Source organism: Poseidonocella sp. HB161398, from assembly GCF_005870025.1.
Classification (GTDB): Bacteria; Pseudomonadota; Alphaproteobacteria; order Rhodobacterales; family Rhodobacteraceae; genus Mangrovicoccus.
Genome location: NZ_VATA01000028.1, coordinates 47,818 through 60,829, shown reverse-complemented (window position 1 = coordinate 60,829; position 13,012 = coordinate 47,818). Strand labels below are relative to the sequence as shown.

Sequence of the window (13,012 nt, the reverse complement as noted above, 5' to 3'; positions counted from 1 at the left end):
TGCCGGAATTGCAAGAAGATGAACGCAAGCAGCGGGAAACTGCACCAGGGACGACGCCGGAAGGGCACCCGGAGAGGCGGCGCGGCGCCCCCCGGCACCGGGCCTCGCAGCGGAGGACAAGTGCCGGGGGGCGCCGAGGGTGCGGCGAACGCCGGGACGCCGGAACCGCGGAGGAGCCTGCGAACAGAGCTGACGGAAGTTGCGCTGGATGGGAACCAGGACAGGCGGCTCGATGCGCTCTCTTCGACCCCGGCTCCGACAGCGGAGCCCCCGGCAAGCCGGGCAAGGGCCGTGGCCGGAGCTGCGCCGGACCCTGCGGAAGACGACGGGCGGAGCTGGCGGGCAGCTCCGCCCGGGGGGCGCGTCAGTTGCGGCCGAAGAGGCCGCGCACGTCCTTCATGATGCGCTCGGCCAGGCCCTGGGCCTTCTCGGGCAGGTCCGAGAGGTCCGGCACCGGGATCTGCGCCTGGCCGGAGCCGCGCCCCGGCTGGCCCTGGCCGCCCTGGTTGCCGACCATCCGCTCGGGCTGGCTGTCGCTCGGCGTGATCATCGGCAGCGGCGTGACCGGGCGGCCCTCGTTGATGCGCAGCATCACCTCGTGCCAGATCTCGGCCGGCAGCCCGCCGCCCGTCACCCCGGTCAGCGGCGTGTTGTCGTCATAGCCCATCCAGACGCCGACGACGAAATCGCCGGTGAAGCCCATGAACCAAGCATCGCGCGCCGAAGAGGTGGTGCCGGTCTTGCCCGCCGCCGGACGGCCGTCGAGCTTGGCGCGGTGGCCGGTGCCGTGCTCGATCACCTGGTTCATCATGTAGACGAGCTGCTCGGCCGCGTCGCGCGAGATCACCCGCTCGCCGATGCCGCCCTCCTTCTCCATGACCGGGGCGTTCTCGCCGCGCACGGAAAGCGAGGTCAGGCCGTAGGGCGCCACCGACTGGCCGCCATTGAGGATGCCCGCATAGGCGCCGGTCAGCTCCAGCAGCGACGCCTCGGACACGCCGAGCGCCAGGGACGGCCCGTCGAAGAGCGTGGAATCGATGCCGAAATCGGTCGCCACGCTGATCACGTTCTTGCGGCCGACCGCCTCGGAGACCTTCACCGCAGGGATGTTCAGGCTGTCCTGCAGCGCGCGGGTCAGCGAGACCCAGCCATGGTAGTTGCGGCTGTAGTTCTGCGGCGTCCAGGGACCCGAGCCCGGCACGTTGATGGTCAGGGGCGCGTCTTCGACCATGTCGTTGTAGGAATAGCCCAGGTCGAGCGCGGTGGCGTAGACGAAGGGCTTGAAGGCCGAGCCGGTCTGCCGCTTGGCCTGGACCGCGCGGTTGAAGCCGCCCGGCACGTCGGCATCGCGGCCGCCGACCATCGCGCGCACCGCGCCGTCGGCCCCCATCACCACGATCGCGGCCTCGGCCTCGGATCCGGCCTTCACCTTGGTGCGGAACACCTCGGCCAGCGCCGCCTCGGCCTTGACCTGCATGTCCATGTCGAGCGTCGTGCGGATGGTGACATCCTCGGTCGTGCCCTTGCCGTAGTATTCCGGCACCACGCCCATCACCCAGTCGGCGAAATAGCCGCCGGTGCGGTTCGCCGCCGCCGCCGAGATCGTCGCCGGATAGGCGCGGGCATCCTCGGCCTCCTCCGCCGACAGGTAGCCCTGGTCGCGCATCAGTCCGATGATGACATTCGCGCGTTCCTGGCTGCGCTTGAGATTGGCGGTCGGCGCGTAGCGGCTGGGCGCCTTCAGGAGACCGGCCAGCATCGCTGCCTCGGCCGGATCGACCTCGCTGGCGGGCTTGCCGAAATAGAGCTCGCTGGCCGCCTCGAAGCCGCGGGTGCCCGCGCCCAGATAGGCGCGGTTCATGTAGATCGTCAGGATCTCGTCCTTGGAGTACTTCACTTCCATCGCCAGCGCGTAGATCGCCTCGCGCGCCTTGCGCGCCAGCGTGCTCTCGCGGCACTGGGCCTCGTACTCGGCCTCGCTGAGCCCCTCGGAGGGGTCATAGGCGCGGCCGACGCAGAGCAGCTTGGCAGTCTGCTGGGTGATGGTCGAGCCGCCATTGCCCGAGAGCGGCCCGCGCCCCTCGGCCATGTTGATGCGCATCGCGCCGAGGATGCCGATCGGATCGACCCCGGGATGGCGGTAGAAGCGGCGGTCCTCGGTGGCGACGATCGCGTGCTTGAGATCGGGCGAGACGGAGTCGGCATGGACCCCGCCGCCGAACTGGTCGCCGCGCCAGGCGAAGGTCTCGCCCGAGCGGTCGAGCAGCGTGACCGAGCCGCGGACTCGGCCGTCCATCAGCTGCGACACCGGCGGCAGCGTCGAATAGACCACCGCCACCCAGCCGCCGAGAATCAGCCCGGCGAAGACCGCCATGCGCCAGCCGAGGCCCCAGATCGCGCCGATCACCGCGCGGATCATGCGCAGGGGCCAGGGCGCGCGGCGGCTCCCGCCGCCCTTGCCGCCGCCGGACCCGCCGCTTCCGCCCTTGCGGCTGCGCGCGGGCGCCGCCTTCTTCTGCGGCTTCGCAGCGGGTTTCTTCTGGGCGGCGCGGGGCTTGGCGCCCGTCGACGCGGGGCGCCCGCCGGTCGCGCGCACCGGGCGCCGGGGGGTCGTTGGCCTGCTCATGTTCTGCTCGCTCTGTCTTCGGGCATTCGCTGCCTTTCTAGCCTTTTCGCAGGCGCAGCGGTACCCCGCCCCCAGCGGCAGCAGGAGTTTTCATTCTGCCTAAAAATCGTCACATACAGATTTTCCGCATAATAAATAGGCATGACCCCCCTCGGAACGTCGCTGAAATCGCACTTGGTCGCTTGTGTCACCTACCGCAAGAGCAGCAGATCCGGCCATCAGCATCTCGGGCCTGTATAGGCTGATACATGCCGAGCAGGCGCGCATACTGGAAGGGGACAATCGTGAAACTGATCATTGCTGCAATCAAGCCGTTCAAGCTGGAGGAGGTCCGCGAGGCGCTGACCGCCATCGGCGTTCGCGGCATGATGGTGACGGAAATCAAGGGTTTCGGCTCGCAGTCCGGTCACACGGAGATCTATCGCGGTGCGGAATACGCGGTGAACTTCGTGCCGAAGGTGAAGCTGGAGATCGTCGTGAAGGCCGACATGGCCGACCAGGTGGTGAAGACCATCGAGGAGACGGCCAAGACCGAGAAGATCGGCGACGGCAAGATCTTCGTCCTCGACGTCGCCCAAGCGGTGCGCGTGCGGACCGGCGAAGAAAACGAAGACGCGCTCTGACAGTAAGAGTGAAGTGAGGGACCTTTTTGCAATGAAACTCAACAAAACCCTGCTGGTCACGGCTGCTGCCGCCGCGATTGCCCTGCCTGTGCTGGGCTTCGCGCAGGAAGCCGAAGCCGTCGCACCGACCGGCGAGGCCACCGACCAGGTCAAATTCATCCTGACCTCCGTCCTGTTCCTGGTCGGCGGTTTCCTCGTCATGTTCATGGCGGCCGGCTTTGCCATGCTCGAGGCCGGTCTCGTGCGCTCCAAGAACGTGACGATGCAGTGCCTTAAGAACGTCGCGCTCTTCGCCATCGCGGGCGTGATGTACTACCTCATCGGCTACAACCTGATGTACCCGCTCGGCTCCTGGGCCATTGACGGCTACTTCTCGGCGCTGTTCCCGGCCGTTGCCGTGCTGGAACCGGTCGGCGTTGCCGTCGACGCGCTCGATGACCTGTCCTATGCCTCCACCGGCTCCGACTACTTCTTCCAGCTGATGTTCTGCGCCACGACCGCATCGATCGTCTCGGGCACCCTGGCCGAGCGCATCAAGCTGTGGCCCTTCCTGATCTTCACCGCCGTCCTGACCGGCTTCATCTACCCGCTGACCGCATCCTGGAAATGGGGCGGCGGCTTCCTTGACGCCATGGGCTTCCAGGACTTCGCAGGCTCGACCGTCGTGCACGCCTGCGGCGGCGCGGCAGCCCTGGCCGGCGTCCTGGTCCTCGGCCCGCGGATCGGCAAGTACGACTCGGCCGGCCGCGTCATCCCGATGCCCGGCAACAACCTGACCCTGGCGACCCTCGGCACGTTCATCCTGTGGCTCGGCTGGTTCGGCTTCAACGGCGGCTCGCAGCTGGCAATGGGCACCGTCTCCGACGTTGCCGACGTGTCGCGCATCTTCGCCAACACCAACACCGCGGCAGCAGGCGGCGCCCTGGCGGCCCTGTTCATGACCACGATCCTCTACCGCAAGCCGGACCTCACCATGGTGCTGAACGGCGCGCTGGCGGGCCTGGTCTCGATCACCGCGGAACCGCTGACCCCGGGCCTCGGCACCGCGACCCTGATCGGCGCGATCGGCGGCATCCTCTGCACCCTGGTCGTCCCGGCACTGGACAAGATGAAGATCGACGACGTCGTCGGCGCCATCCCGGTCCACTTCTGCTGCGGCTTCTGGGGCACCCTGGTGGTTCCCTTCACCAACTCGGACGCCAACTACGTGACCCAGATCATCGGCTTCCTCTCCATCACCGTGTTCACCTTCGTGGCCTCCGGCATCGTCTGGCTGATCCTGAAGGCCGTGATGGGCATCCGCGCGCCGGAAGAGGACGAGATCGAGGGCCTCGACATGGCCGAGCTGGGCATGGAAGCCTATCCGGAATTCGGCCGCGCCGGCGCCTGAGCCCGCGCGTCTGCCTGAACATGCAAAGGGCCGCCTCCGGGCGGCCCTTTCCTTTTGCGCAGGGGCGGCTGCTCAGGCGGCCAGCCGCGACGCCTCCTCGGCCAGGATGCCGCCGATCATCCGGCAATCCTCCAGGCTGAAGGTCAGCGGAAGCCGCATGTCGAGAAGCCCCGCCAGCACCCGGTCGGTGCCCGGCAGCGGTTGCGGCGCGGCATAGCGCCAGTGATCGTAGCGCGAGGTAAAGCCCGCGGGCTCCGCCGCGCCGAACCATTTCAGCTCCACCCCCCGGGCCGCGCAGGCGGCCAGGTAGCCGCGGATCTCCTCCGCCCCGCGCCCGGGCAGCAGGAACTGGATCGACGAGCCGACAAAGGCCTCGGCCTGCGGCCGCTCGGGCAGAACCAGCCCAGGGACGCCCCGCAGGCAGGCCTCCACCGCGCGGTAGCGCTCGGTCCAGGCGGCGCATTGCGCGTCGAGCCGCGCGAGCTGCGGCCGCAGGATCGCCGCGCGCAGATGGTCCATCCGCCCCGAGATGTTCGGCACGTCCAGCACGATCCCCTCGAAGGCCTCGGGCCCGGGCGCCGCGCCATGGCGGGGATAGAGCATGTAGCTGCCCGACAGCAGCACCGCGCGCGCCATCAGCCCGGCATCGTCGGAGACCAGCAGCCCGCCCTCGCCGGAATTCATGTGCTTGTAGGTCTGGGTCGAGTAGCAAGCCATCGCCCCGTGCCGCCCCGACAGCACGCCGCGCCAGCGCGCCCCCATCGTGTGGGCGCAGTCCTCGATCACGCGGATGCCCGCGCCGTCGCAGATCTCCATCAGCCGGTCCATGTCGCACAGATGCCCGCGCATGTGGCTGAGCAGCAGCACCCGCGCCTCGCCCGCCTTGGCGGCGAGATCGTCGAGATCGATCACCAGGCCGGGCGTCACCTCGACCAGCACCGGCTGCGCCCCGACCGAGGCGATCGCGCCGGGCACCGGCGCCAGCGTGAAGGCGTTGGTCAGCACCTTGTCGCCCGGCCCGATCCCCAGCGCCCGCAGCGCGGTGCAGATCGCGTAGCCGCCCGAAGCCACCGCCAGGCAGTAGCGCGACCCCATATAGGCGGCGAATTCGCGCTCCAGCGCCGAGACCTCGCCCTCCTCGCCCGCGGCCAGGTTGTAGCGGTGCAGCCGCCCCGAGCGCATCACCGCCACGGCGGCCTCGATGGCATCTTCGGGGATCGGTTCCTGCTGGGTGAAACTGCCGGTGAAACGCGTCGTCATGTCGGGGCTCCCGCCTGTTTGAAGCTGGGTGACTCACCGGCGGGCAGAGGTCAACGCCCGCGCGGGTGCCTCCGCCTGCCGCGGCAGAACGGTCACGGCCCGGCCCGCCGCGGCAGGCACAATTTTCGCGGGTGGAGGCACCCGTCATGGGTGAAACTGAACCACCGCGTCCAATTGGGGACGGACAGAGTCACCGAATCGTGTTCTTGTGCAGGAGATTCCGGAGAAATGGCTAGCGCGATGACTTTCTTGACCACCCAGACCCTCAGGGCGGCCCTTCTGGGCACCGCCCTGGCTTTCCTTGCCGGCACCGCTCCGGCCCAGCAGCAGCAGCCCGCCCCTGCCGTGGTGGTGGCCCCAGCCACGATGACCGAGCGCGCGGGCACCGCGAATTTCACCGGCCGTCTGGTCGCCGCGCAGCGCGTCGACATCCGCGCGCGCTCCACCGGCTTCATCGAAAGCGTCGATTTCACCGAGGGCGGCCGCGTCAAGCAGGGCGACCTGCTCTACCAGATCGAGCCCGACAGCTACCAGGCGGCGCTGCAGCAGATCGAGGGGCAGATCGCCTCGGCCGAGGCCGAGCGCGACCTCGCCCAGCTCGAGCGCGACCGCCAGGCCGAGCTGGTCCGCCGCCAGGCGACGCCGCAGCGCAATCTCGACCAGGCCGAGGCCTCGCTGTCGCAGGCCAAGGGACAGCTCGTCACGCTGGAGGCGCAGCGGCGCCAGGCGGCGCTCGACCTGAGCTACACCAAGATCACCGCGCCCTTCGACGGCATCGTCGGGCTGACCCAGTACGATGTCGGCGCGCTGGTCGGCACGTCCTCGGGCGCGCTGGTCACGCTGACGCTGACCGATCCGATCTTCGCCGAGTTCGCAGTCCCGAACCGGGTGCTGCAGGACTACCGCGCCGCCGTCGACCGCGGCGAGGCGCCCCGCGACGCCACGGTCAGCCTGACCCTCGCCAATGGCGCGACCCCGGACGAGACCGGCACCGTCAACTACCTGTCGAGCACCGTCTCCGAGGGCACCGACACCGTCCTGGTGCGCGCCCAGTTCGCCAATCCCGAGGGCCGGATGCGCGACGGGGAATTCGTGCTGGTGACGCTGATGGCCACCGAGGCCGACCAGATCCTGACCGTCCCGGCCCAGGCGATCAGCCGCAGCCTGGCGGGCGCCTTCGTTCTGGTCGTCGGCGATGACGGCACGGCCGAGCAGCGCCAGGTCGATGTCGGCGGCACCCGCAACGGGCTGACCGAGATCCGCAGCGGCCTGTCCGAGGGCGAGAACGTCATCACCGAAGGGCTGAACAAGGTCCGGCCCGGCGCCAAGGTGGATGCCGCCCCGGCACAGGAAGGCTGAGCCGATGATCTCCCAGGTCTTCATCGACCGGCCGCGCTTCGCCGCCGTCATCTCCATCGTGCTGACCCTGGCCGGGCTGATCTCGCTGGCCCGCATGCCGGTGGAGCAGTTCCCCGACATCGTGCCGCCCGTCGTCACCGTCTCGGCGGTCTATCCCGGCGCCGATGCCGAAACCGTCGAGGCCACGGTCGGCCAGGCGATCGAAGAGCAGGTCAACGGCGTCGAGGACATGCTCTACATGCGCTCGACCAGCGGCTCGGACGGCTCCTATTCGCTGTCGGTGACCTTCGCCGTGGGCAGCGACCCCGACCTGAACACAGTCAACGTGCAGAACCGCGTCTCGCTGGCCGAGTCGGGCCTGCCCGACGAGGTGGTCCGCAGCGGCGTCAGCGTGCGCAAGGCCTCCTCCGGGATGCTGCTGGCGCTGTCGATCCACTCGCCGAACGGCACCTATGACGATCTCTTCCTGTCGAACTACACGACGATCAACATCCTCGACACCGTGCGCCGCGTGCCCGGGGTGGGCGATGCGCGGCTCTTCGGGACGCGCGACTACTCGATGCGGATCAGCCTCGATGTCGACCGGATGACCCAGCTGGGGCTGACGCCCGCCGATGTCACCGCCGCGATCCGCGCGCAGAACACCCAGGCGGCGATCGGCCGGATCGGCGCCCAGCCGATGACCGACGACCCGCTCTTCCAGCTGAACCTGACCACAAAGGGGCGGCTGGCCGAGCCGGAGGAGTTCGAGAACATCGTCCTGCGCGCCAATCCCGACGGCTCCTTCCTGCGGATCCGCGATATCGGCACGGTGCGGCTGGGGGCGCAGAACTACGACACCACGGCGCGGCTGAACGGCACCGACACGGTGATGATCGGCGTCTACCAGAGCCCCGGGGCCAATGCGCTGCAGGCGGCCGAAGGGGTGATCGCCGCGCTCGACCGCGCGGCCGAGGACTTCCCCGACGACGTCGCCTACAACGTCACCTTCGACACGACCGAATTCATCATCGACTCGATCGACGAGGTGCAGAAAACGCTGTTCGAGGCCTTCGTGCTGGTCGTCATAGTGGTCTTCGTCTTCCTAGGCAACTGGCGGGCGACGCTGATCCCGGTGGTCGCGGTGCCGGTCTCGCTGGTGGCGACCTTCGCGGTGATGCTGGCCATGGGCTTCACGCTCAACACCGTGTCGCTTCTGGCGCTGGTCCTGGCCATCGGCATCGTGGTCGACGACGCGATCGTCGTGGTCGAGAATGTCGAGCGCATCATGGAGGAGAATCCGGGCATGTCCGCCCGCGACGCCACCTCACTCGCGATGCGGCAGATCACCGGGCCGATCATCGCCACGACGCTGGTGCTGCTGTCGGTCTTCGTGCCGGTGGCGTTCATTCCCGGCATCACCGGCGCGCTCTTCCAGCAGTTCGCGGTGGCGGTTTCGGTGTCGATGGTGATCTCCTCGATCAACGCGCTGTCGCTGTCTCCCGCGCTGGCGGCGATGATCCTGAAGCCGCATTCCGGCCCGCGCCGCGGCGTGATGGCCTGGATCTCGGCGCGGATCGACAATGCCCGCGACGGCTATGCCAAGGTCGCCCATGCCATCGCCCGCCGCGCGGTGCTGGGGCTGGCGCTGCTGCTGCTGGCGCTGGCCAGCGCCGGCTGGATCATGACCAAGGTGCCGGGCGGCTTCCTGCCCGCCGAGGACCAGGGCGCCTTCTTCGCCGAGGTCCGCCTGCCCGAGGGCGCCTCGCTCAACCGCACCCAGGCGGTGCTGACCCAGGTCGAGGACATCATCGGCGCCCTGCCCGGGGTCAAGGACGTGGTCTCGATCGGCGGCTTCTCGATGCTCGACGGCACCGCGAAGTCGAGCTCGGGCTTCCTGATCGCGCGGATGGACAGCTTCGCCGAGCGGACCGACCCCTCCGAGACCGTCTTCGCCGCGATCCAGTCGGCCATGGTCCAGAGCTTCCCGATCCGCGAGGCGCAGGTTTTCGCCTTCAACCTGCCGCCGATCATCGGGCTCGGCACCGGCTCGGGCTTCGAGTACATGCTGCTCGACACCCAGGGCCGCAGCCCGCAGGAGCTGTCGCAGGTCGCCACCGGCCTGACCCTCGCGGCCTCGCAGGACCCGCGGCTCTCGGCGACCTACACGACCTTCTCCGCGAATACCCCGCAGCTCTTCCTCGATATCGACCGCGAGAAGCTGCAGACCCTGGGCGTGTCGGTCTCCGACCTGTTCTCGGCGCTGCAGGGCACGCTGGGCTCGGTCTACGTGAACGACTTCACGCTCTACGGCCGGTCCTGGCAGGTCACGCTGCAGGCGCAGGAGGCCGACCGCGCCAGCACCACCGATATCGGCCGCATCCATGTCCGCAACAGCGCGGGCGAGATGGTGCCGGTCGCCGCGGTGGCCGAGGCGCAGTACATCACCGGCCCGGCCTCGATCATCCGCTACAACAACTTCCGCGCGCTGACCATGAATGGCGGCCCTGCGGCGGGCGTCTCCTCGGGCGAGGCGCTGGCGGCGATGGAGGAGATCTCGGCCGACAACCTGCCCCAGGGCTACAGCTTCGACTGGACCGGCACCGCGCTGCAGGAGCTGGAGGCGGCCGGGCAGACCACCGCAATCCTCGTGCTGGCGCTGATCTTCGCCTATCTCTTCCTGGTCGCGCTCTACGAAAGCTGGACGATCCCGGTGCCGGTGCTGCTGTCGGTCTCGGTCGGGGTCTTCGGCGCGATGGCGGCGCTGCTCGTCACCGGGCTGCCGCTCGATGTCTACGGGCAGATCGGGCTGGTCGTGCTGATCGCGCTTGCCGCCAAGAACGGCATCCTGATCGTCGAATTCGCCAAGGAGCGGCGCGAGATTGACGGCATGCCGATCCTCGAGGCCGCGGTGACCGGCGCCCGCGCCCGGTTCCGGGCGGTGATGATGACCTCGATCGCCTTCATCGTCGGGCTCTGGCCGCTGGTGACCGCCACCGGCGCGGCGCAGCTGACCCGGCGGGGCGTCGGCACCGGCGTCTTCGGCGGCATGCTGGCGGCGGCGCTGATCGGCGTGTTCCTGATCCCCTCGCTCTACGTCGTCTTCCAGACGGGACGCGAATGGGCCAAGGGCAAGCTCGGGATGGAACCAGTCAAGACCGGCAAGCCCGCCCCCGCCGAAGAGAGCTGAACCGCGCCGCGCCGCCTGCGGGCGGCGCCACCGGGACAATAGAAAGGGGCCGGGTCGCAATCGACCCGGCCCCTTCTTCATTCCCGCCCGCCGGAGCCCTGCCCCGGCGGCGATGCGATGGCTCAGCCGCGCAGCTCGGCGCCGGTGGCCTTCTTCACCTTCTCGACGATCTTGGCGCTGACCGCCTCGATGTCCTTCTCGGTCAGGGTCTTCTCGACCGGCTGCAGGCGCACGGTGATGGCCAGCGACTTGCGGCCCTCGCCCATCTGCGCCTCGGCCTTCGGGCCGGCGAATTCGTCGAAGACCCGCACCGACTCGATCAGCGCCTTGTCGGCGCCCGCCGCGGCATTGACCAGCGACAGCGCCTCGACCGCACTGTCGACCACGAAGGCGAAGTCGCGTTCCACCGCCTGCAGGTCGTTGAGGATCAGCGCCGGGCGCGTCGTCGCCGACTTCTTCGGCAGCGGCACCTCGGCGGGCAGCACGGTGAAGGCGACCGCAGGGCCCTTCACGCCGAACTGCTCCAGCACGCGGGGATGCAGCTCGCCGAAGACCGCGATGGTCTTCTTCGGGCCGAGCCCGACGCGCCCCGAGCGGCCCGGATGGAACCAGTCGGCGGTGTCGCGGAAGATCTGCGCCTTCTCCGGCGCGCCGACGGCCGAAAGCACCGCCTCCATGTCCGCCTTGGCGTCATAGAGGTCGATCCCGCGGCGGGCGCCATGCGGATCGCGCGGGCCCGACTGGCCGACCAGCAGGCCGGTGACATGGGTCGACTGCTCCTCGGGCTCGCCGCCAGAGAAGGCCGGGCCGACCTCGAAGAGCGCCAGATCGGCAAAGCCGCGCGCCTGGTTGCGCGCCGCAGCGGCCAGGAGGCCCGGCAGCAGGTCGGGACGCATATGGCCGAGATCGGCCGAGATCGGGTTCTCCAGCGCGCGCGCCGCATCGCCGCCGCCGAAGCGCTCGGCCGACTTGGCATCGACGAAGCTGTAGGTGACGCATTCGTTGTAGCCGAGCGACGCCAGCATCCGCCGCGCCGCCTGCTCGCGCCGCTGCTGCGGGGTCAGGATCGGCTTCGGCACGCCTGCCTGGGCACGCGCCATCGGCCGCCCCTCGAGCTTGGTCAGCGAGGCGATGCGGGCGACTTCCTCGACCAGGTCCGCCTCGCCCAGGATGTCCGGGCGCCAGGAGGGCGGGGTCGCCATGTCCTCGGCATCCAGCTCGAAGCCGAGGGCGCGCAGCGTCCCGCGCTGGGTCTCGGGGGAGATCTCCATGCCCACGAGGCTCTGGCAGCGCTCCACGTCGAGCTTGTAGGCGCGCGACACGTCGGGCATCGCCCCGGCGGTGACCGCTTCGGAGGCCTCGCCGCCGGCGATCTCGAGGATCATCGCGCAGGCCGCATCCAGCCCCTCGGGGGTGTAGAGCGGGTCGATGCCGCGCTCGAAGCGGTAGCGGGCGTCGGAATTGATCTTCAGCGCCCGGCCGGTCAGCGCAGTGCGGACCGGGTCGAAATAGGCCGCCTCGACGAAGACGTTGACGGTCTCGTCCGTGCAGCCGGTCCGCAGCCCGCCCATCACGCCGCCGATGCTCTCGGGGCCCTCGGCGTCGGAGATCACGGTCATGCCCGGCTCGAAGGTGTAGAGCTTCTCGTCGAGCCCGGTCAGGGTCTCGCCGCCCGCGGCCTTGTGCAGGCGCAGCGTGCCGCCGGTGATCTTGTCGGCATCGAAGACGTGCAGCGGACGGCAGACGTCATGGGTGAAGAAGTTCGTCACGTCGACGAGGAAGCTGATCGGGCGCAGGCCGACGGATTTCAGCCGCTCCTGCATCCATTCCGGCGAGGGGCCGTTCTTCACGCCGCGGATCAGCCGGCCGTAGAAGACCGGCGCCTGCTCCAGAGTGTCCGCGTCGATGGAGACGCTGACCGGACAGGGGAATTTCGCCTCGACCGCGGGGACGGGACGGGCCTTCAGCGTGCCGATGCCGCGGGCCGCGAGGTCGCGGGCGATGCCGTGCACGCCGAGCGCGTCGGGGCGGTTCGGGGTGATCGCGATCTCGATGACCGGATCGACCTTGCCGGGATCGTTCGCCGCCAGCCAGTCGGGGAAGCTCTGGCCGACCTCGCCCGAGGGCAGCTCGATGATGCCGTCATGGTCCTCGCCCAGCTCGAGCTCGCGGACCGAGCACATCATGCCGAAGCTTTCCTGGCCGCGGATCACGCCCTTCTGGATGGTGATGTCGATGCCCGGGACATAGGTGCCGGGCTTGGCCACGACGACGGTGATGCCCTCGCGCGCATTGGGCGCGCCGCAGACGATCTGGGTCGGGCCGTCGGCGGTCTCGACCTGGCAGACGCGCAGCTTGTCGGCATCGGGATGCTTCTCGGCCTTCACGACCTTGCCCAGGGCAAATCCCGCGAGCTTCTCCGCCGGATCGGAGATCTCCTCGACCTCGAGCCCCAGATCGGTCAGGGCATAGGCGATCTCGTCCAGGGACGCCTGCGTTTCGAGATGGTCTTTGAGCCAGGACAGAGTGAACTTCATGGTTTTCCCCTCACGGTCTTGGCCAGCCTCCTAGCGGGACGGGACCGG

Annotated in this window: 7 protein-coding genes; 4 read left to right on the top strand and 3 right to left on the bottom strand. The window is 69.2% G+C overall.

Translation table 11 applies throughout. The features are described 5' to 3' along the window. Positions 1 to 364: 364 nt before the first annotated feature. On the bottom strand, positions 365 to 2,626 hold the full coding sequence (locus FGX59_RS20675; RefSeq protein WP_138469019.1) for a transglycosylase domain-containing protein: 2,262 nt from the start codon (positions 2,624 to 2,626) through the stop codon (positions 365 to 367). Positions 2,627 to 2,910: 284 nt separating this feature from the next. Between FGX59_RS20675 and FGX59_RS20670 the strand changes: the two genes are divergently transcribed. Both FGX59_RS20670 and FGX59_RS20665 read left to right on the top strand, forming a co-directional pair. After that, positions 2,911 to 3,249, top strand: a complete 339-nt coding sequence (locus FGX59_RS20670; protein ID WP_138469018.1) for a P-II family nitrogen regulator — start codon at positions 2,911 to 2,913, stop codon at positions 3,247 to 3,249. A 31-nt stretch (positions 3,250 to 3,280) separates the two neighbouring features. Continuing rightward, positions 3,281 to 4,639: an ammonium transporter gene (locus tag FGX59_RS20665; RefSeq protein ID WP_138469017.1), complete on the top strand. Its 1,359-nt coding sequence runs from the start codon at positions 3,281 to 3,283 to the stop codon at positions 4,637 to 4,639. Positions 4,640 to 4,711: 72 nt separating this feature from the next. Here the strand turns inward: FGX59_RS20665 and FGX59_RS20660 are convergent, their stop codons facing one another. Continuing rightward, entirely contained in the window at positions 4,712 to 5,899 is a 1,188-nt protein-coding gene (locus FGX59_RS20660) for a DegT/DnrJ/EryC1/StrS aminotransferase family protein (protein ID WP_138469016.1), read from the bottom strand. A 249-nt stretch (positions 5,900 to 6,148) separates the two neighbouring features. On the opposite strand from FGX59_RS20660, the gene FGX59_RS20655 reads away from it, so the two are divergent. Further along, positions 6,149 to 7,258, top strand: coding sequence for an efflux RND transporter periplasmic adaptor subunit (locus tag FGX59_RS20655; RefSeq protein WP_206078399.1), 1,110 nt, complete (start codon positions 6,149 to 6,151; stop codon positions 7,256 to 7,258). A gap of 4 nt (positions 7,259 to 7,262) precedes the next feature. Beyond that, a complete protein-coding gene (locus FGX59_RS20650; RefSeq protein ID WP_138469014.1) occupies positions 7,263 to 10,427 on the top strand; it encodes an efflux RND transporter permease subunit in 3,165 nt (1,054 codons plus the stop codon). Positions 10,428 to 10,549: 122 nt separating this feature from the next. On the opposite strand, the gene pheT is transcribed toward FGX59_RS20650, so the two are convergent. Beyond that, entirely contained in the window at positions 10,550 to 12,964 is a 2,415-nt protein-coding gene (gene pheT, locus FGX59_RS20645; RefSeq protein ID WP_138469013.1) for a phenylalanine--tRNA ligase subunit beta, read from the bottom strand. Between the last annotated feature and the right edge of the window lie 48 nt (positions 12,965 to 13,012).